17 protein-coding genes are annotated in these 19,638 nt (G+C 49.2%); 7 read left to right on the top strand and 10 right to left on the bottom strand.

All coding sequences use genetic code 11. The features are described from left to right. Positions 1–18: 18 nt before the first annotated feature. Together BTA35_RS10720 and BTA35_RS10715 are read right to left on the bottom strand one after the other, a co-directional pair. On the bottom strand, positions 19–1,506 hold the full coding sequence (locus BTA35_RS10720; RefSeq protein WP_078319823.1) for a sensor histidine kinase: 1,488 nt from the start codon (positions 1,504–1,506) through the stop codon (positions 19–21). Between the two features lie 99 nt (positions 1,507–1,605). After that, on the bottom strand, positions 1,606–2,094 hold the full coding sequence (locus BTA35_RS10715; protein ID WP_160055182.1) for a 7TMR-DISMED2 domain-containing protein: 489 nt from the start codon (positions 2,092–2,094) through the stop codon (positions 1,606–1,608). Positions 2,095–2,258: 164 nt separating this feature from the next. Between BTA35_RS10715 and BTA35_RS10710 the strand changes: the two genes are divergently transcribed. Next, positions 2,259–2,549 (top strand): hypothetical protein, encoded by a 291-nt coding sequence (locus tag BTA35_RS10710; protein WP_139363650.1) that lies wholly within the window; start codon positions 2,259–2,261, stop codon positions 2,547–2,549. A 43-nt stretch (positions 2,550–2,592) separates the two neighbouring features. Here BTA35_RS10710 and BTA35_RS10705 read toward each other — a convergent pair whose 3' ends face one another. From BTA35_RS10705 to BTA35_RS10695, 3 genes are all read right to left on the bottom strand, one after another. Further along, complete coding sequence (locus BTA35_RS10705) at positions 2,593–3,813, bottom strand: YbfB/YjiJ family MFS transporter (protein WP_078319820.1); 1,221 nt, start codon at positions 3,811–3,813, stop codon at positions 2,593–2,595. A gap of 173 nt (positions 3,814–3,986) precedes the next feature. Continuing rightward, positions 3,987–5,282, bottom strand: a complete 1,296-nt coding sequence (gene brnQ, locus BTA35_RS10700) for a branched-chain amino acid transport system II carrier protein (RefSeq protein WP_103989724.1) — start codon at positions 5,280–5,282, stop codon at positions 3,987–3,989. 162 nt (positions 5,283–5,444) lie between these two features. Further along, entirely contained in the window at positions 5,445–6,338 is an 894-nt protein-coding gene (locus BTA35_RS10695) for a DMT family transporter (RefSeq protein ID WP_238377568.1), read from the bottom strand. Positions 6,339–6,747: 409 nt separating this feature from the next. Here BTA35_RS10695 and fusA point away from each other — a divergent pair, with 409 nt between their 5' ends. Next, a complete protein-coding gene (fusA, locus tag BTA35_RS10690) occupies positions 6,748–8,835 on the top strand; it encodes an elongation factor G (RefSeq protein WP_078319819.1) in 2,088 nt (695 codons plus the stop codon). Positions 8,836–8,953: 118 nt separating this feature from the next. Further along, complete coding sequence (locus BTA35_RS10685) at positions 8,954–9,142, top strand: DUF2986 domain-containing protein (RefSeq protein ID WP_078319818.1); 189 nt, start codon at positions 8,954–8,956, stop codon at positions 9,140–9,142. Between the two features lie 124 nt (positions 9,143–9,266). On the opposite strand, the gene BTA35_RS10680 is transcribed toward BTA35_RS10685, so the two are convergent. Beyond that, positions 9,267–9,710: a hypothetical protein gene (locus BTA35_RS10680; protein ID WP_078319817.1), complete on the bottom strand. Its 444-nt coding sequence runs from the start codon at positions 9,708–9,710 to the stop codon at positions 9,267–9,269. A gap of 232 nt (positions 9,711–9,942) precedes the next feature. Between BTA35_RS10680 and BTA35_RS10675 the strand changes: the two genes are divergently transcribed. From BTA35_RS10675 to BTA35_RS10660, 4 genes are read left to right on the top strand one after another with little or no spacing between them, the layout of a single operon-like run. Continuing rightward, complete coding sequence (locus tag BTA35_RS10675) at positions 9,943–10,143, top strand: hypothetical protein (RefSeq protein WP_078319816.1); 201 nt, start codon at positions 9,943–9,945, stop codon at positions 10,141–10,143. A 5-nt stretch (positions 10,144–10,148) separates the two neighbouring features. Then, entirely contained in the window at positions 10,149–11,672 is a 1,524-nt protein-coding gene (locus tag BTA35_RS10670; RefSeq protein WP_078319815.1) for a CHAD domain-containing protein, read from the top strand. Next, positions 11,669–12,418 (top strand): ParA family protein, encoded by a 750-nt coding sequence (locus tag BTA35_RS10665; RefSeq protein WP_078319814.1) that lies wholly within the window; start codon positions 11,669–11,671, stop codon positions 12,416–12,418. The genes BTA35_RS10670 and BTA35_RS10665 overlap by 4 nt, the downstream gene beginning before the upstream one ends. Before the next feature lie 25 nt (positions 12,419–12,443). Then, positions 12,444–12,854: an NUDIX hydrolase gene (locus tag BTA35_RS10660; protein WP_078319813.1), complete on the top strand. Its 411-nt coding sequence runs from the start codon at positions 12,444–12,446 to the stop codon at positions 12,852–12,854. A 133-nt stretch (positions 12,855–12,987) separates the two neighbouring features. Here the strand turns inward: BTA35_RS10660 and BTA35_RS10655 are convergent, their stop codons facing one another. From BTA35_RS10655 to bktB, 4 genes are all read right to left on the bottom strand, one after another. After that, a complete protein-coding gene (locus BTA35_RS10655) occupies positions 12,988–14,208 on the bottom strand; it encodes an ABC transporter substrate-binding protein (RefSeq protein ID WP_078319996.1) in 1,221 nt (406 codons plus the stop codon). Positions 14,209–14,298: 90 nt separating this feature from the next. Continuing rightward, positions 14,299–15,888: a fatty acyl-CoA synthetase gene (locus BTA35_RS10650; protein WP_078319812.1), complete on the bottom strand. Its 1,590-nt coding sequence runs from the start codon at positions 15,886–15,888 to the stop codon at positions 14,299–14,301. Positions 15,889–16,121: 233 nt separating this feature from the next. After that, positions 16,122–18,431, bottom strand: a complete 2,310-nt coding sequence (locus BTA35_RS10645) for a 3-hydroxyacyl-CoA dehydrogenase/enoyl-CoA hydratase family protein (RefSeq protein ID WP_078319811.1) — start codon at positions 18,429–18,431, stop codon at positions 16,122–16,124. Further along, the gene (gene bktB / locus BTA35_RS10640) at positions 18,431–19,636 is read right to left on the bottom strand and encodes a beta-ketothiolase BktB (protein WP_430522266.1); all 1,206 of its coding nucleotides are present in this window, start codon (positions 19,634–19,636) and stop codon (positions 18,431–18,433) included. Before bktB ends, BTA35_RS10645 begins: the two co-directional genes overlap by 1 nt. Positions 19,637–19,638: the final 2 nt, after the last annotated feature.

Here is a 19,638-nt window from a genome sequence, read left to right as displayed (position 1 = left end):
CCATTTGAGCATTAGCTATCAGGGTCTGGCTTTCTTTTTACCATTTTCAAATGATGACAAGTTCTCATTTGGGTCCATCTCTGCCGTCAGATAAACCCGGGCCTCAAATAGCTTGTCTGTTTCAACAAGCTCTAGCCGGTCACCTTGTTCCGCCACAATTTGTTCTACCAGATTCAGGCCCAGCCCAAGACCGCTGGTTCCGGCACTATTGGCACCACGGATGTACTTCTTGGTCAGCTCAACATCCTGATGGCTTGCTGACTCTGCCACTGGGTTTCTGACACTAAATATCAGCGCACTCTCATCTGATGACGCCCTCAGCATGACACGAATAGCAAAAGGATCTGAACTGTATTTGCGCGCATTATCAATCAGGTTAAGTACAACTGTTTTCATCAGAGAGGCGTCCAGACTCTTGTACCAGACCTGAGAAACGTGAACATCATATTGAATACGAATATCGCTCCACATCAAATGAGCTTCATCCATAAAGTGATCCATCAGAGAGACCAGCTCCTTATGCTCATGCTGGCGCTCCAGTGCCTGCTTCCAGCTGGCACCTTTAATCGTCTTATCAAAAACCTCCTGCAACCGCTCTGTGGCCTGCTGCATCACATGCAGATTATGACGGCCGGTCCAGTCAGGTTTTTCTTTCAGCTCTAAAATCTCTAAATTCGTTTTCAAAATCGAAAGGGGCGTTCTGTACTCATGGGAGATCATATCGATAAAGCGCTCCTGCTCAAGCCGCAGAATTTTCTCCTGATCCAGTACCTTTATCAGCTCCTGATTCATACCTGCTGCCATATCCTTAGCTCGCAACTCAGAGAGCTGAGCAGATTTCACGGCATCCTTCTCAGCAGACATAACCCGTTCAGCAAAAGCCTGGTTAAGTAGCAGCATGTGCAACAAAGAAGAGAACTGAAATGCGTGGATAGTAAAGATATTTTCCGGTATCCAGCCTAACAATCGGCTGAAATTGATCACAATGCCGACCACAGAAAGAAAAAGTGCCAGAAATACAAAACGATCACCAGTGGTGCCATTCTTCACACGCACACCAAAACTTATCAGCAGGACGAAGGAAAAAACCACAGCATTCAGAGCAACAAATTCTGCAACATAAACGTAAGCATCAAAAGGGGACAGCAACGCCTGAACAAGCCCCGCAGCGGCGGTAAACTGCAGATATAGTTTAAGCCACGGGTTAACAGGCCGGCCACTGGCCAGCAGATAAAGACTCAACACACTGAAACAAAAAAAGCTGAGGCCTGTTCCGGCACCACTAAAAAGATCGGACAGATAAGACGGTGCATGTTCAAAGACGACAAAAAGGACACCACTGATCGGCAGATAAACCACCATAATAGTGATCAGATAAAGGGCATACCAAAAATAAACCCTATCCCTCAACCGGTAAGCAACAAAGGTAGAGAATGCGGCCAAAATAAATGTGACCGTAGTGAATCCCGCATAGAAGAAGAGGTAAAGATTACTATTCCTGACCATTGCCGAATCCGTCAGCAACCGGCCATTTAATGTATGGGCACTATTCGTTCTGACCCGGATAAAGATCTGATATTCACCCAGAGCCTGAAAGCCCGGGTATTACAGATATGAACGCATGCTTTTTAACGGGAATAGCATACGGAAATGAAGGTAGGGTTTCTCAGCACTATCACCATGGTCACCCAGAGACAACTTCAGATAGTTTCCGGCCTCGGAAGCATTAATCCCTGTCTGATAGTACACATCGACTTCATTCAGCTGCGATGGCTCCATCCACAGATAATCAAAATCCATCAGTTCAGAGGCTGTCAACGTAAGACTTAACCAGGAGTCAGATAGTGTATAGCCCCGGCTTAAAGAACCACCAATAGGCTTAAAGCCATTGTATTCAAACCGGTTAATAGCCTGCTGAAGTGATAGATCTCCTGACGGATCATCGAGCCAACCAAATTTTGCATCCACTTCATCGACCGCAGCCGATGCATCAGCCTGAGCTGAAGTGACCCCGGGCAGCATAATTAAAAATACAGGCAGGAAAACAAAATACAGACCGATAAACCGCAGCCCGGATACTGATAACGAAAGCAAAGTAGGTGTCCCGCGCATTATAAAGAAGTGAAATGCTAGCAGCTTTAACGAAACGACACTATGGAATAAAAATCCCAGTCAGAATCGGTCAGTTTCTGCTACGTGACAAGTTAACGGGCCTTTACCAGAATGTAAAAACCCACATCAAATATAACGAGACAACTATGATCATCGCAGGCTATTTAAACCAACTGCTAAGAGACGGCCAGTTCTGGTTTCTGAAAGAAAGCGCCCTGGATCTTTGGATGAGCAACAAAAACCCTCAGGCCCTTCCCTATCTTGCGGTCGCCTACGACTGCCTTAATGAAAGCCCTGTTGGCAGACAATGGCTTCAGGAGTGCCGCCAATCCCTTTCAGTGGATGAGCAACGTGAACTGGTCGAAAGCATAGGCAGAAATGCCCCGGCAAATGCCGCCCCAAGAATCCGGATGATGTTAAAAGCGTTGATCAGCTGATCTTGTTACGCTCAAACATGCAAAGACTCATACTGCAAACGGCCTACGCCGTTTGCAGCTTGCCTTCATCATCTAACGCCTGAGCAGTAGGGTCTGTCATCTTCAGCCAGAAAATAAGCACGGTGCCCACCGCTACAAAACCACCCGCCAGCCAGAGCCCAAGATCATAATGTCCTGTCTTCTCTGCCAGAATACCGGTCAGAGCAGGTGCAATCATCTGAGCAGCCCCATATGAAAGCGTCATTTTACCCATCAGTTTTGCTGGCTTTGATGGATAGAGCCGTCCCGCCATGGTAAGAACCAGACTCACACAACCGATAAAAGTCCCGCCGAACAGAAGTGCACTAAACAGAGCAACTTCAAGGGAATGGAAAAAGGTTGGCAGAATAATACCGGCAATCTGCAGGCTGTATGCCATCAGCAAAGCGTTAAGATACCCGATACGCCGGGCAATCAGATCCCAGTTCATAACCGCCGGAGCTGCTGCCAGTCCTACTACAGCAAACGTCAGCGCTCCCATACCGCTCAGAGCTGGAATACGCTCAACAATGGTCACAATAAAGGTTGCACTGATCACATAGCCATAACCGGCGCAGAAATAAGCCGTCAGCATGAGCCACATAAACTTCCTGGTGGGGGGCATATCCTTCATCGGCGCGCCGCTTCCTGAGGTATTAACAGAAGCGGGACGAGGCAGCCAGCGCCAGGCAGGAAAAGCAAGAACGATTGCCAGACCACCAAACCAGAGCCACTGCTGCTGCCAGTCCTGCCCCAGTTGCAGCATCAGCTCAACAAAGAGAGCCGCCACCATAATACCAATACCAACACCGGCAAAATGGATACCCAGCTCAGAGCGATGGCCGTGCCGGATCAGCCAATTAAGAATCAGAGCAGACGCGATCAACATCGAACCGGCACTGCTCAGGCCGGACACAAAACGCAGCAGCGCCCAAAGCCAGAAATTTTCCGTAACCGCCATCAGCAGTGTAGTAACTACCGCTAAAACCAAACCGATACGGTATAATTTATCCTTCACATTAAGATCGCTTAGGGAAGCCGCCAGCAAAGCCCCAGCCATATATCCGGCATAGTTCACAGCAGCCAGCCAGCCTCCTTCAATATCTCCCAGCCAACTTTGCTCCTGCATGACCGGCAGCAAAGGGGTATAAGAAAAACGGGCGATACCAATACAGATAACCTGACTGAAGACCCCGGCTAACAAAACCTGCAGACGCCTGATCTTTAACCCTGGCTGCTGACTCATCATAAATTCCTCTTATTATTAGAGAAATCACAATAAGCGAATAAACACATCAATAGAAATGAATTAAACTGATGCCTTCAATCTCAAAGTGAGAACACAAAAAAAGCCCACGGAAATTAATCCGTAGGCTTTTGTCTGATTCCGTCAGAGTCAATCGTTTCGGGAATCCTGTCTCAGGAGGTTACAGCCTGCGTTTTAACACGCCCCACCAACATAAAGAACACCAATACCAGAACCGTTGGCAGAACCCAGGCCAGACCCAGCTTATAAAGTGGCATAAAGCTCATGTCCGGCAGATTTACACCTGCGGCTTTCAGGCCTTCCAAAACCCCAAAAAACAGTGATACCGACAGCGTTAAAGCCAAGGCAGGTTTCTTATGTCCAATAAAGCCAGAGAAAACACTGAACAACATCAAGGCCACGGCAATTGGATAAACAGAAACCAGAACAGGAACACTTAGCTCGATCAGCACACCCAGCTCAAGATTTGCCATCATGACGCAGAAAACAGCATTAATAATCACGTATCCGGCATAAGGGATAGGTGTCAGCTGAGAAAAGTAATCTGAGCAGGCGCTTAACAAGCCCACCGCTGTCGTCATACAAGCCAGTGTAATCACACCGGAAAGAACAAGCAGCCCTAAGGTACCAAACTGCTGTTCAACAAATGTAGTCAAAATAACGCCACCGGAAGTTGCACCCGGTACGCCAAAACCTGCGCCTAAAAAGAAAAGAGAGACATAAACAAAAGCAAGCCCTCCGGCAGCGATTAATGCTGCAATCACCAGATAGCGGTACTGACGAGCACGATCCGTAATGCCTTTCTTATTCAACAGGTCAACAATCAACATTCCGAACATAATAGAGGCCAGCGCATCCATAGTGCTGTAGCCATCGAGTATCCCTTTGGCAAAAGGCGCTTCCAGATACGCCGCATCCGTTGGCAGCGCCTGTCCGCCTGAAGCCGTCAGAACGGCTATCGACAACGCTACAAGCAACACAATCAGAAGCGGTGTCAGAATTTTACCCACAGAGTCCATCAGCTTACCGGGGAACAGAGCCAGAACCGTAGCCAGCGCAAAAAACATCAGCGAATAGGCAAACTGGCTGACAACCGGGTTTTCACCAAAAGGTTTAACACCCAGCTCGAACGCTACCAGGCCAGTACGAGGTGCCGCAATAAGAGGGCCAATAATGATAAAAATAGCTACCGAGATAAAAACACCGATTGCCGGGTGCAGCATCCGAGTCATATCAGAAATACCACCACCTGCTTTCGCCACTGCAAACAGCCCCAGTAAAGGCAGTCCCACAGCGGTCAAAAGAAAACCCAACATCGTCGGTATAGCATCTTCACCGGCTAACATTCCTGCCATGGTAGGGAAAATAATGTTACCCGCACCCAGGAAGAAAGCGAAAGTCATAAAACCTAAACCAAGCACATCAAATGGCTTTAACTGCTTATCCAAAACAAACCTCTGCTACTTTTGCTCTAATAATCATGGCCTGCACATTAAAAAAGGCCTGCCTTTCTAGTTGAAAAGCGGCCTTTTATACCAGCAGAACTATAAATAGCAACACAATAGCTAACAATCAAAGGAAATGCAGAATTTTCTATAGAAAAATCCAAATTATTTAGTCGATTTAACCAGATTCTTCCCCAGCATCGCCAGAATCCCTCCGCCGGTAATTAACAGAATTCCCAACCACGTACCCAGGGTTAATACCTCACCCCATAACCACCAGCCCATCAGGGCAGCAAACGCAACCGAGCCGTAGGTAAAAGGGCCTAATTGCCCGGCAGGAGCTAACCCATATGCCTTACTCAGAAAGAGCTGAGCCAATGTTGAAGTACCTGCAACCAAAAACAGCCAGGCCAAACTCTGCCAGCCTATGGGCTGCCAGACCATAACCGCAGGGATAAACGACAGAATGGCACTGAAAAAAGCAAAATAGAACACAATGCGCCCCGCAGGCTCTGTCGAACGCATCCGACGAATCGTCACTTTAGCAAGCCCTCCCAAAGCAGCACCTCCCAGAGCAATCAATACAGCAATATTTAACTGTCCGCTCCCGGGATTTAAAACCAGGAACGTCCCGGAAAAACCGATCAGAATTGCCAGCTTTACAACCACCGGGATACGCTCACCAAGCCAGACAAAAGCGATAACAGGAATAAAGAAAGGTGCTGTTTGCTTTAACAGTGCAGCCTGAGCCAGGGGCAGATAGCCCCAGGAGTAAAAAAGACAGGTCATTGCTGTAACCCCGACCACAGCCCGCATCAGATGTAGCCTGAGGCGATTTGTTTGTATCGCGCTGAAGCCATTATTTACCAACCAGGGCGTAAGGATTACAAGACCGAGCGCATTACGGAAAAAAACAATCATCTGCACGGGAACATCATCAGCGATAAATTTGACCACCATACCGGACAGAACCAAAAATAACTCTGATATCAGAATAAGCCCGGCCCCCATGATCAGAGCGGAACGGTGGTCCGTCAGGACCCGTGGCGGATTTTGCACATTTACCTCGAAAGCAGCTGACCGGGGTATTCGCTTCAGGCGATAGAGAAGGAGAGCCCCGGATAAATAAACAGACCCGGATTCTATCCTGCTGAATCAAAAAATACAGGAATTGAAGAAAACCTGTTCAGCAAATAAAGAACGTATTTTAAAGCGAGCCTTTATCCATCAGGGCATTAGCAAACCCCATTCTGAAAACAATGATGAGCACTGATGAGCACTAAAGCCGGATAAATTAGATGAAAAAAGGGTTTTTTTTAAAGCCGTGGTCTATTTTCTTGAAGTACTTTTGCTATACTTGCGCGCAAATCAAATCTGATTGAACGCGCGGTGGCCGATTGAAGCGGGTCAGAATGACTCTTCTGAGGCGCCAGTGCGCAAATTAACCCTGACTGTATAGCGTAGAAACATGTCAAACTTAGATCACTATCGTAATATTGGTATTTTTGCCCACGTTGATGCCGGTAAAACCACTACCACAGAACGTATCCTTAAGCTGACCGGTAAGATTCATAAGATCGGTGAAACTCACGATGGTGAGTCTACAACTGACTTTATGGAGCAGGAAGCTGAGCGTGGTATTACCATTCAGTCTGCAGCGGTAAGTTGCTTCTGGAAAAATCACCGCTTCAACGTTATTGACACTCCTGGGCACGTTGACTTCACTGTCGAAGTATACCGCTCCCTGAAAGTACTGGATGGCGGTATCGGTGTATTCTGTGGCTCCGGTGGTGTTGAGCCTCAGTCTGAAACCAACTGGCGCTATGCAAACGAATCTGAAGTAGCCCGTCTGATCTTCGTTAATAAGCTGGACCGTATGGGTGCAGACTTCTATCGCGTTGTGGATCAGGTGAAAAACGTACTGGCTGCGACTCCTCTGGTTATGACTCTGCCAATCGGCATTGAAGATGACTTTGTAGGTGTTGTTGATGTTCTGACCAAACAAGCATACGTTTGGGATGACACAGGTCTGCCTGAAAACTTTGAAATTCAGGATATTCCTGCCGATATGGTAGACAAGGTTGAAGAGTACCACGAGCTGCTGATCGAAACGGCTGTTGAAATGGACGACGACCTGATGGAAGCTTACATGGAAGGTGAAATGCCTTCTGTTGAAGACATCAAGCGTTGTATCCGCAAAGGTACTCGTGACCTGGCATTCTTCCCTACCTTCTGTGGTTCTGCCTTTAAGAACAAAGGTATGCAGCTGGTTCTGGACGCTGTTGTTGACTACCTGCCGTCTCCGACTGAAGTTGACCCTCAGCCTCTGACTGACCCTGAAACCGGTGAGCCTACGGGTGAAGTTGCAACAGTTTCTGTTGACGAACCTTTCCGCGCTCTGGCGTTCAAGATCATGGATGACCGTTTCGGTGCCCTGACCTTCGTACGTATCTACTCTGGTAAGCTGAAGAAGGGTGACACCATCCTGAACTCTGCAACCGGTAAAACTGAGCGTATCGGCCGTATGGTTGAAATGCATGCAGATGATCGTAACGAACTGAGTGAAGCTCAGGCCGGTGACATCATCGCTGTCGTTGGTATGAAGAACGTTCAGACAGGTCACACTCTGTGTGATCCTAAACATGAATGTACTCTTGAAGCGATGATCTTCCCTGATCCGGTAATCTCCATCGCAGTTGCTCCTAAGGACAAAGGTTCTTCTGAGAAACTGGGTGTTGCACTGGGTAAAATGGTTGCTGAAGATCCATCCTTCCAGGTTGAGACTGATGAAGACTCCGGTGAAACCATTCTGAAAGGTATGGGCGAGCTGCACCTGGATATTAAAGTAGACATTCTGAAGCGTACTTTCGGTATCGAACTGGAAGTAGGTCAGCCTCAGGTTGCTTACCGTGAAACGATCACAGCTCCAGTAGAAGATAGCTACACGCACAAGAAACAGTCCGGTGGTTCCGGTCAGTTTGGTAAGATCGACTACCGTATCAAACCAGGTGAGCCAGGTTCCGGTTTCGTGTTCAACTCTGTAGTTGTTGGCGGTAACGTACCTAAAGAATTCTTCCCTGCCATTGAGAAAGGCTTCAAAGGCATGATGGATCAGGGTGTTCTGGCTGGCTTCCCGGTACTGGACGTTGAGGTTGAGCTGTACGATGGTGGCTTCCACGCTGTTGACTCCTCTGCAGTAGCCTTCGAAATCGCCGCTAAAGGCGCATTCCGTCAGTCTATCCCTAAGGCTTCTCCACAGCTGATCGAGCCTATCATGAAGGTTGACGTGTTCACACCTGATGACAACGTAGGTGATGTAATCGGTGACCTTAACCGTCGTCGCGGCATGATCAAAGATCAGGAGCCAGGTACCACTGGCGTACGTATCAAAGCAGACGTACCTCTGTCCGAAATGTTCGGTTACATTGGTCACCTGCGTACCATTACTTCAGGTCGTGGTCAGTTCTCTATGGAGTTCAGCCACTACATGCCTTGCCCAGCAAATGTTGCTGAGAAGGTTATTGCTGAAGTTAAAGAGCGTAACGCTAAGAAGTAATTCCGTTGGGTGGGTATACTCCCGCCCCTCTGAACTATTTCCCCAAAACCCCGGTACTTATGTATCGGGGTTTTATTTTGCACATTATAAAAATGCCACTACACAGCAGTGAAAAACCATGAACCGTAAGAAAAAGATCAATCAGATTTTGAGCAAAAAAAGTAAACGCGCCAAAAGTAAAAAAGCTTTTGAAAGCGGTGGCTGCAATAAACCTCGCTATATATCAAAGGCAGAGCGCGCCAAAATGGAAGCCGAAACAGAAGCCTCAGAGAAAACACCAACCGCAGACAGCAACGAATACCACTGACGATATTCCAGAAGGGGGGCAAAAAAAACAGCTTCCCGAAGGAAGCTGCTATTAAGAAAGCGTTGATCAGCATAGGGAAACAGGATGATACCCTTCCTGATAAAAAGCTCTGTATCTGCAGATGTTACTGCCCAAAGAAATTCATATTCAGCACAGACTGCGACCAGAACTTCCACTGACCGTTTTCTTTCCTGAATGCCTGCAACAGCTCTAATTCATTATCATTGAATGCCGCCGAACCACCCACCTTCCGGGTAATTTGACTTACTTTGGCTACGGCAAACTCACCGGTAACACCCACAAAGTCGTAACCGGTTAACTCATATTCAAGATCGTATTGCTGAAACAGCGTTGGAACCTGCTGCATTGTTGCCTGATAGCTTGGGGATGAGCTATGGATCGTTTTCATCATCCGCGCCATATTTTCACTTTGGGTCGCGGCAATATTCTCTTCAACCAGATCACGCACATCATCGGCAATACTGGCGGCATAACCCGCACCTGAGCAAAGTGTAAGAGCCAACACCCATACAACACGAAAAGCACCCATCTGTAATAAATTAACCATGATTCCATCCTTTTAATGGCTCTGGCCGCTTTCGCGGCAAAAAGAGAATGATACCTTTTCTCATAAAAATAAAAAACAACGCCCCTATTTTCACGCATCAGTTCAAGAAAAAACGCCAATCAAACCCTTTGTAAAAAACAGTGTCATAATATTGTCATTTGAAATTCAGGTAGAGAATCAGTGATACTGAGTGACGTCATACCATCATTTTTACACGGCAAGGGATCGCTTTATGGCAGCTACAACTATAGAAACGGAGCTTTCTGCAGACTCTGAACGAAAGAAGAAAAACACCTCCCTACGTCTCGACCAACAAACTCTCAAGGCTTTAAAAATACGGGCCATTGAAGAGGACTCCAGTATTCAGAAACTTATTGAGGGCTTGATACAAGCCTACCTTGACGGACGTATTACACTTATCAAAGGGAAGTAGCCAAGATGACCGCACACTCTCGCTGGCTGATTAAAGACAGTGACTCCACCGAACGCCTGCTGGATAAGTACCGGCAAAAATTTACCCTGGAGCCGATGCAGATCCGCCACGAAACCCTAAGCTTTTACGATGACTTTGAGTGGCACCTCTGGCACAGAAAACAGTTGCTGGCCAGCAATAATAAAGGTTTGATTCTCAGGGTAGATGACTCAGAGTTAACTTTTTTCGACGGTGAAAATCCTCCCGTTTTTGCCAAAAACCTGATCAATCCGACTCTAAAGCAGTCAATACAGAAACTCACCAAGGGACGCCGCCTGTTTCCGATGGCTGAACTCGAAGTAGAGTTTTGCCACTATGCGGTACGCAATAAAGACCTGAAAAAAGTGTGTGACCTAAGTGTCACTCTGACAGGTTATGGCACCATGGTGGAGCTTAAAGGACTGCGAGGCTACGACAAAGAATACCGACGGTGCCTTAATATTGTCCTGCATAGCAAACCTGACGAACTTGAGCACCATATCTTCCTTAACAGTCTCAGGCTACTGGGCATAAAGCCCAGCTCATACAGTGCCCGACCACACATTGCATTGACGCCGGAGCTGGATAGTTGTGATGCAGTTGCCATCATTGCAAGCACACTTTGGAAAAATGTTCGCTGCAATGAAGAAGGTATTATTCGGGATTGGGACACAGGTTTTTTACATCAATACCGGGTTGCCTTACGCAGATTACGTGCCCTCTTTACCCAGATGAAACAAAGTATTGGCCGGGACGAGAGTCAGTGGTTTAAAAGACAGTTAAGCCAGGTAGCCCAGGCTACCGGTCGTTTGCGGGATCTTGATGTCTGTCTTGCATCTGAGGACTATTATCTCAGTCTGATCCCTGCACGTTTTCATAACGGACTGGAAAAGCTGTTCCGGGATATCGCCTGTGAACGGCAGAAAGAACAGAAAAACCTGGCTCAACGACTCAACTCCCCTGAATATCTGAGTCAGATAGGGTTAATCGAATCCCATATTTCCCTCTGCCCTCAATCGCCGCCCCGAAAAGGGCATAAAGCCATCCTAAAACAGGCTTCCCGTCAGATTGTCAGCCGCTACAACGCCATAAGTATGGATGCGATCGATATAACAGGCCACTCACCGGATGAACAAGTACATGACGTGCGGCTGGCCTGCAAAAAACTGCGTTACCTACTGGAATTCTTTGCAGATCTGTTCCCTAAACAGGAGATTCGCCCCCTTTTAAAAGCTCTGAAGCAGCTCCAGAATAACCTCGGCCGGTTCAATGATCTCTGTGTACAAAGAGAAAACCTGGAAATATACCTGAAAGACCGTAATGCCAGTGCAGAGACAGAAGCAGCAATTCATGCACTCAACAGCGCCCTTTACAGTAAGCAACGACAGGAGAGAGCCCACATCGGCCTTCAGCTTGAAGCTTTTTTAGACGATGATATTCGCCGGCGTGTTGAGTCTCTGATACCCGCTGCCGTCCAAAGGAAATCTAAAACAGGGAGGTTATCCGAATGAAAACACTGGCTTGCTACAGCATCAAAGGCGGCGTTGGCAAAACAGCCTCCTCTGTCAATCTGGCCTATCTGGCGGCCCAGGCCGGCTATCGCACACTGCTTATTGACCTGGACTCCCAGGGCGCCTCCTCGTTTTATTTTCGGGTACGTCCCAGTAAAAAGAACTGGGGCAAGCGCTTCTTCAAAACTTATGAGCAGCTACTCAAACAGATCAAGGCGTCAGATTTTGACAGGCTGGATATTATTCCTGCTCACGAGTCCTTCAGGCATTTTGATGCCATGCTCAGTGATCAGGGTAAACGGGAGCAGCGCCTTAAACGGGTTCTGAAAGGGCTAAAAAAAGAGTATGACCTGATTATCCTGGACTGCCCACCAACTCTGAGCTATCTGAGTGAAGCCGTGTTCCATGCCGTCAATATGATTCTCGTCCCGGTCATTCCTACAACACTCTCCGAGAGAACCTTTGAGCAACTACAGGATTTCTTCCACAGAAATGACCTGCCTGATCGCATGGTTTATCCATTCTTTTCTATGGTCCAGAGACAGAAGCATCTGCATAAAAGCACCATAGAACGGTTGCAGGATACAACCCCTCGCTTATTAGAGGCCCAGATACCTTTTTCAACAGATATCGAAAAAATGGGCGAGCACCGTTCCCCTATCAGTTGCTTTGCTCCCCGATCACCGGGTGGCCAGGCCTATGAGGCTCTCTGGCAAGAGATCGCCCGTAAACTGGAAAAGCTCTGAAGCACACTTAATGACCGGATTCGTTATGGCTAAGAAAAAGGGACGTTCAAAAATTGCAGCATTGCCGATTCGTTATCACAAAAAGAAGGGGCTACAGATCTGCCTGATTACATCCCGCAAACACAGGCACTGGATCGTGCCGACGGGAAAGCCGGAGAGCAAGCTGAGCAATAGGGATGTTGCTCAGCTGGAAGCCTATGAAGAAGCCGGTGTACTGGGTCGCGCCAGCCGAAAACAGCGCTTCAGTCTCCGCACCCGCTCCCTCAGCAAACAGGTGAAACGTAACCTGACGCTCTACCCGCTAAAGGTACGTAAAGAACTGAAACACTGGCCGGAAGATGACCAACGCAGCCGGAAATGGATCAAAGCCAGCAACCTGGCCAAACACTTGGGCGATATATCCCTGGCCAAGAAAATCACCCACCAGCTGCTCTGATTCTGAAAGCGAAAAAAGCCCGACTACTAATCAGCAGCCGGGCTTTATCAAGATGGACATTTCTGCCCGGATAACAAGAGGTGGACTAACGAGTTAACATCGCCTTACAGCACCGGATAAGGAATCATGGCACTCAGCCTTTAGCTACTAAATGACACTTAGACTCTGATAACGGCCGGAAGGCCTGGTCTGCCGGAATGGTGCGCAGAATTTTAAACAGGTCCCATTCTCCTTTTGACTCTGAAGGTTTTTTAACTTCAGCCAGATACATATCGTGGATCATACGCCCGTCATCACGGATACGACCGTTGGTAGCAAAGAAGTCATTAACCGGTGTACTCTTCATCTCATTCAAAACAGTTTGGGAGTCATCCGTACCCGTCTTCTCAACGGCTTTTAAGTAGTGCATGGTTGAAGAATAAACACCTGCATGTACCATGGTTGGCATGGTACCGGTCTCTTTATAGAAACGTTTTGACCAGGTGCGCGTTTCAGGTGTTCGGTCCCAATAAAAGCCGGTGGTCAGTTGTAATCCCTGTGTGGTTTCAAGACCAAGGCTTTTCACATCGTGCAGGAAGACCAGAAGCCCCGCTAATTTCTGACCCGACGCCACAACACCGAACTCTTTCGCCGTTTTCAGTGCATTAATCGTATCGGCACCCGCATTAGCCAGACCAACAATCTTGGCGCCAGAAGCCTGGGCCTGCAAAATAAAGGAGGAGAAATCGCTGGTGGCCAGAGGGTGTCGTACAGCGCCAACAACCTTACCACCACTACCTTTAACAACGGATGCTACATCGCCCTCCATCGCATGACCAAAGGCATAGTCAGCGGTCAAAAAGAACCAACTGTCGCCACCTTCTTTTACAACAGCCTCACCGGTACCATGGGCCATCGCATAGGTATCATAAACATAGTGTACTGAATTCGGTGTGCAATACTGATTGGTTATCGATGAAGAAGCAGACCCGGACACAATAGAGAGTTTATCTTTTGACTCCACAACTTTATTTACCGCGATGGTTACCGCCGAAGAAACCATCCCCGCCACCAGGTCAATATTATTGGTATCGATCCACTGTCGAACCTTATTGGCACCGATATCCGGCTTATTCTGATCATCTGCAGCAACAATCGTGATGTTCTTTCCGTTAACCTTGCCCCCAAAGTCCGCAATTGCCATTTTGGCAGCGGTCAGACCATTAGGGCCTGCCAGGGGGCTGTATGTGCCGGACATATCTGCAATATAACCAATGCGAACTTCATTATCTGATATTCCAGCGGCATGAGAACCAGCAGATAAAGCTAAAGCCGAAAGTACGCCAGCAGATATTTTTTTCAGTTTTAAACGCATAAGGTCTTCCTTTGTTGTTTTTGTTTTTTTACTCATTTGCGTAACAACCTCCCTGCTACACAGGGAGGGCGGGCAAAGCTTCGATCCTTTCTAAGCGGTCTGGGCAAACTGATCGCGTAACGTGCGCTTCAGCAGTTTACCTGCCGTATTCTTCGGCAGCTGGTCAACAAAGTGAACCTGCTTCGGCACCTTGAACGCTGCCAGATGTTCTTTAGCATGTCGGATAAGCATCGTTTCATCCACTTCCACACCCGGCTTCAGTACCACAACAGCAGCAATTGCCTCGATCCATTTCTCATCCGGCACCCCGATAACGGCCACCTCAGCAATGGATGTGTGGGTATAGAGCGCTTCTTCCACATCACGACTGGCAACAAGAACGCCACCGGTATTCACCACATCTTTAATGCGGTCAACAATATAGATATAGCCTTCTTCATCCTGTATCCCAAGATCCCCGGAGTGGAACCAGCCATTATTAAAGGCCTCCGCCGTCTCTTCCGGCTTATTCCAGTACCCCACCATCAGGTGCGGCGACTGATGCACCAGCTCACCCTGCTGACCCGGAGCACAATCCTCACCGGTCACCGGGTCTACAATCCGTGTACAGACAGAAGACACAGGTCGTCCACATGAACTTGGACGGTCTTTATGCTCCGCAGGTGTCAGAACCGTTGCCAGAGGGGCGATCTCACTCTGGCCATAGCAGTTGTACAAACCAGACTCAGGCAGACGCTGCTCCAGCTCGTGTACAATCGGTTCCGGCATAATAGATGCGCCGTAATAAAGCTTCTTCAGATGTTGCAGCTCAGCATCCACAAAGTCGTCATGGCGTAACAGAGCGATCCATACCGTGGGTGGCGCAAAAAAGCTGTTTAGTTTTTCCTCTTTCAGCAAGCGCAGGATCTGATCCGGTGTAGGCGTATCGATCAGATAAGAAAAAGACCCCTGAAGCAAAGCAGGCATACTGAAGACATGCATCTGCGCAGAGTGGTAAAGCGGCAGCGCGGCAAGGCCACGATCATCCGATGAGAGATCAAGGTGATTGATACAGCTGTTATATTCCGACATCAAAGAGCGGTGGGTATGCATAGCCCCTTTAGGGTCAGAGGTCGTGCCGGAAGTATAGAGAATCTGCACCACGTCATCATCACTCAACTCAAGATCCGGAGTGGTGTCGTTCCCGGAGGAATCCAAAGCCATGGTCAGAATATCCAGCTTTTCACCGGAACCTGCCGCAGGATCAGCCCCATGCAGACTACCGTGCAGAGCCAGTCCTGCCTGATCATATACTTCATCAATATGGGCTTTAAGGCTGGAGTCAGAGAAAAGCGCTTTTGCGCCGGACTGGTTCAGGATATAGAGCAGCTCATCCTTGACCAGAGCAAAATTCACGGGTACATGGATCAACCCTGCTTTAGCACAGGCAAGAAAAAGCAGCAGATAAGCATCTGAATTTTTACCATAGGCTGCCACGCGGTCACCTTTTTGCAGACCAGAACGGATCAGCTGATTAGCGACTCGGTTCGCCGCCAGATTTAATTCAGCAAAGGTCCAGTATCTGTCCGCATACTGCAGGGCAACTTTATTGTTATTGCGGCGGGCCGAGCGCTCCAGGCCTGAACCTAAAGTGTTACGGGTAGCCTGAGAAATCACTTGAGCCATATCCATTGTCGTCATACGACACCTCTCTTCTAAGATTTTTGTTTTTGTTCTGTTTTTATTAAGAGTTGAGTTTTAAAGAACAGGCGCCACCTAGTTAATAACGCCTGCAAACTGCTAGCAATGGCCATAACGGTCGTTATTATTGATCGTAATGGCCAACATGATTAAATAAAACCTTCCTAATGTTGCTTAATACCGCACAACTGTGCCTGCTATAAATCACAACCCAGGCGTACCCGCAGGCAAGATCAGTTTTTCAGCGGCTTGCCGGTTTCCAGCAGGTGCTTCATCCGGGCAACGCAAGCGGCGTGCTGGGCCAGGTCCTGATCGGTAGCCAGCTCCCGTTGATCAAAAGCGTCATACCATCCCTCTGCGTCAGCGCTATTCAACAGGGACAACAGTGCCTGTTCCAGGGTTGACTGATAGCTGCCATCCGCCAACGGAGCGTCGGGTTGCCAGGGTATTAATGGCCGAGGATCAGCACCAACAGCGACCTGTCTTTTACCGGTTAGGGATCGGGTCACGGTAATGGCATCACCCAGCAACCGGTCTGGATTCATGCTGACAGCACTCCGGTCTGCAACCAGCCCCATCCTTATGGCCTCAAAGGCTGAATGACTGACCTGTGCCGACTTAAGCGTATTGAATGTTGTTTCTACGGCCCGCTCACGGCCATAAAGTGCTGCCGTATGCTTCAGCATTTTTTTACATCCCCCCCAGCCAGGCACAATACCAACCTGTGCTTCGACCAGACCCAATTGAGCCTCTGCAGCAAGCTGCACATAATGACAGTGCATCAACAGCTCTACACCGCCACCCAGAGCTTTTCCGGAAACTGCAGCGACAACGGGAACCGGAGCAGCCTCAATTCTCTGAAATAACCGCTGTCCATAGCGAATATAATCCTCAAGCCCCCCGCTATCCCTCAATTGCATAAACTCTTTAAGATCAGCCCCGGCAGCAAAGACAGAACCACTACTGGCAATCAGAAGCGCCTGATGACCAGCAATAGCCTTGTCCAAAGCAACGTCCAACTCACCCAGCAAAGTGGTGTTGAGCGTATTAATCCGGGCGGAAAGCTCGAAGCAAAGCAGCTCATCATCCAGCTGCCAGAGGCGACTGAACTGGCCTTCTATCAACGGCTGTCCCTGGGTCAGATCAGACCAGAGCACAATACCTTCAGCCCGGCGAATGGGCTGATACCCCTCGGTTAAAGTCAGCTGATGAGTCACTCCGTCAATCTGGCAGTAACCGGGTTTATCTCCTGCTGACGCCTGTTGCAGCCAAGGTGCAGTTTTGGCAAAAGCCATCGGATCGCGGTTCTGTTCCTCATGAAGCAGCGCATCAAAGGTTGATGCACCGATTCGGTCTCTTAGTTCAAAAGGCCCAAATCGCCAGTTGTAGCCCAAGCGCATAGCGGTATCGATTGCGTCGATATCTTCGGCGACGTCCGGCAGAAGGCTGGCAGCATAGGCGATGACACGACTCAACACCCGGCGGGCATATTCACCACCTTTATCATCTGTCTGCACCAGCGCGGAAAGATCACCTTTCTTCAATTGCAGACTGGGCCAGTCCGTCTTGTCAGACAGCATCTGATACTCAAGGGTCATCAAGTTAAGCTGATGGCGCTGCTTCAACCCCTGATCATTTATGCTCTGACGGTAGAAACCCTGCAAGACCTTGCCTTTGCGGCCGTGCCAGCCTTTTTCGATCATGGTGCTGATAAGCTCCGGTGAACGGGCGTATCGCTGGAAGGCATCTTCTTCCGGCAGCAGGCGACTAAGACTTGCAGTAACCTCCGGCATCAGATCAATGCCACACAGATCCCAGAGGCCAAAAACGCCCGTTCTGGGGAAACCACAAAGCTGCATGACCTGATCAGCCTGCTGAACGTCTAATTCAAGTGAGACTGCTTCCTGTAACGCCACCTGCATCCAGTAGACACCCAGGCGATTAGCGATAAATCCCGGGCGATCCGCGCAGGTGATCAGAGTTTTCCCCATCCCTTTATCGTTGAAAGCTTTGAGTGCTGCCAACCCTTCCGGTGAAGTCTCATCAGTAGAAACAAACTCGACCAGTCGCATATAGCGCGGTGGATTAAAGAAGTGTGTCACCACAAAGTGTTGACGAAAACCGTCACTCATCCCATCCAACAGATGCTTTAACGGCAGAGTGGATGTATTCGAAGAAACCATGCAATGCGCAGAGCGAACCTGATCAATTCTTTGATACAGGGCCCGTTTAACATCCAGTCGCTCGACAATCGCTTCCACAATCCAGTCCTGTCCAGCCAGCTCTGAAAAATGATCTTCTGTATTGCCCACCGTGATACGATCAGCCACGCCGGAAGACATCAGAGCCCCCCGGGAGCCATCTTTGATCATTCGCTCCAATGCGCCAGCGGCAATCAGGTTACGCTCAGCAAAAGAGTCACCCTCAGATGGTCGGTCCAACAGCAGTACCTGAGCACCGGCATTAGCCGCCTGAGCCGCAATCCCTGCCCCCATAACACCGGCACCGATTACGGCAACCCTCCTGATTTGCGTATCAGTCATCAGCGACACTCCTTCAGGTTTTCAATGATCAGAGCGACACCCTGTCCTCCACCAATACACATGGTCATCAGGCCGTAGCGACCACCGGTCCGCTCCAGCTCATAGAGGGCTTTCAGAGTAATGATTGAACCGGTTGCCCCCACCGGATGACCATGGGCCACCGCCCCACCATTTGGGTTCACCTTGGCAGGATCCAGGCCCAGGGTTTCCGTTACCGCCATCGCCTGGGCCGCAAAGGCTTCGTTGGACTCGATCACATCCAGATCTGCGACGGTTAAGCCCGCATTCTCCAGTGCCCGCTTCACCGCAGGGATCGGCCCCAACCCCATCAGATCAGGTTCAACACCGGCAAAGGCATAGCTCACAAAGCGAGCCCGGGGCTTCAGCCCCCGTTTCGCGGCTTCCTGTGCGGAGGTCAACACCATTGCAGCGGCACCATCATTGATACCGGAAGCGTTTCCAGCCGTTACCAATCCCTCTTTTTTAAAGGCAGGCTTCAGACGCGCCAGGTCTTCTGCCGTGATATCTGCCCGCACATGTTCATCCGCTGCAAAAAGCTGAGTTTGCCCGCGCTTTCTGATCTCAACCGGCACGATCTGGGACGCAAACCGCCCCTCGCGGATACCCCGGGCCGCTCTCTGGTGGCTGGTCAATGCAAAAGCATCCAGTTGCTGGCGACGGTAACCGTAACGATCGGCAATCTTTTCTGCGGTCATTCCCATATGACCGCTATCAAAGGGGTCGCTGAGAATATCCAGCGTCATATCCAGGGTTTTGCCATCCCCCATACGCTGACCAAAGCGCATATTGGGCAGCAGATACGCCCCCTGGCTCATACTCTCTGCACCACCGGCCAGTGCGATGCGACTATCACCCGCCGCTATCATCTGGGCTGCGGAGATCAGGGACTGCACTGAAGAGCCACAGAGACGATTCACATTCAAAGCCGCAGACGCCACCGGCAGACCTGAGTTCAAAGCGATATGCCGGGCCAGGTACACATCCTGAGGGGCCGTGGTGATAATATGACCAAAGACAGCGTGGTCGATATCCGATGCAGGCACCCCAGCCCGTTGAATCGCCTCTTTCGCGACGAAGGTTCCCAGCTCCGCCGGAGAGAACGAACTCAGAGAGCCACCAAAACGTCCTATCCCAGTACGGGCACCGTCAAGAATCACGACCTGAGACAGATCGATTGCAGACATAG

Source organism: Oceanospirillum linum (assembly GCF_001995095.2).
GTDB classification, from domain to species: domain Bacteria; phylum Pseudomonadota; class Gammaproteobacteria; order Pseudomonadales; family Halomonadaceae; genus Oceanospirillum; species Oceanospirillum linum.
Note: the sequence above shows the minus strand (reverse complement) of the source record. Positions and strands in the feature narration are given on the sequence as shown.

Coding starts and splice junctions, on each gene's coding strand:
- BTA35_RS10650 (WP_078319812.1), bottom strand. CDS start 15,888: ATGACGACAATGGATATGGCTCAAGTGATTTCTCAGGCTACCCGTAAC.
- BTA35_RS10720 (WP_078319823.1), bottom strand. CDS start 1,506: ATGGTCAGGAATAGTAATCTTTACCTCTTCTTCTATGCGGGATTCACT.
- BTA35_RS10685 (WP_078319818.1), top strand. CDS start 8,954: ATGAACCGTAAGAAAAAGATCAATCAGATTTTGAGCAAAAAAAGTAAA.
- BTA35_RS10655 (WP_078319996.1), bottom strand. CDS start 14,208: ATGCGTTTAAAACTGAAAAAAATATCTGCTGGCGTACTTTCGGCTTTA.
- BTA35_RS10645 (WP_078319811.1), bottom strand. CDS start 18,431: ATGACTGATACGCAAATCAGGAGGGTTGCCGTAATCGGTGCCGGTGTT.
- BTA35_RS10705 (WP_078319820.1), bottom strand. CDS start 3,813: ATGAGTCAGCAGCCAGGGTTAAAGATCAGGCGTCTGCAGGTTTTGTTA.
- BTA35_RS10660 (WP_078319813.1), top strand. CDS start 12,444: ATGGCTAAGAAAAAGGGACGTTCAAAAATTGCAGCATTGCCGATTCGT.
- BTA35_RS10665 (WP_078319814.1), top strand. CDS start 11,669: ATGAAAACACTGGCTTGCTACAGCATCAAAGGCGGCGTTGGCAAAACA.
- BTA35_RS10675 (WP_078319816.1), top strand. CDS start 9,943: ATGGCAGCTACAACTATAGAAACGGAGCTTTCTGCAGACTCTGAACGA.
- BTA35_RS10710 (WP_139363650.1), top strand. CDS start 2,259: ATGATCATCGCAGGCTATTTAAACCAACTGCTAAGAGACGGCCAGTTC.
- fusA (WP_078319819.1), top strand. CDS start 6,748: ATGTCAAACTTAGATCACTATCGTAATATTGGTATTTTTGCCCACGTT.
- BTA35_RS10670 (WP_078319815.1), top strand. CDS start 10,149: ATGACCGCACACTCTCGCTGGCTGATTAAAGACAGTGACTCCACCGAA.
- BTA35_RS10680 (WP_078319817.1), bottom strand. CDS start 9,710: ATGGTTAATTTATTACAGATGGGTGCTTTTCGTGTTGTATGGGTGTTG.
- bktB (WP_430522266.1), bottom strand. CDS start 19,636: ATGTCTGCAATCGATCTGTCTCAGGTCGTGATTCTTGACGGTGCCCGT.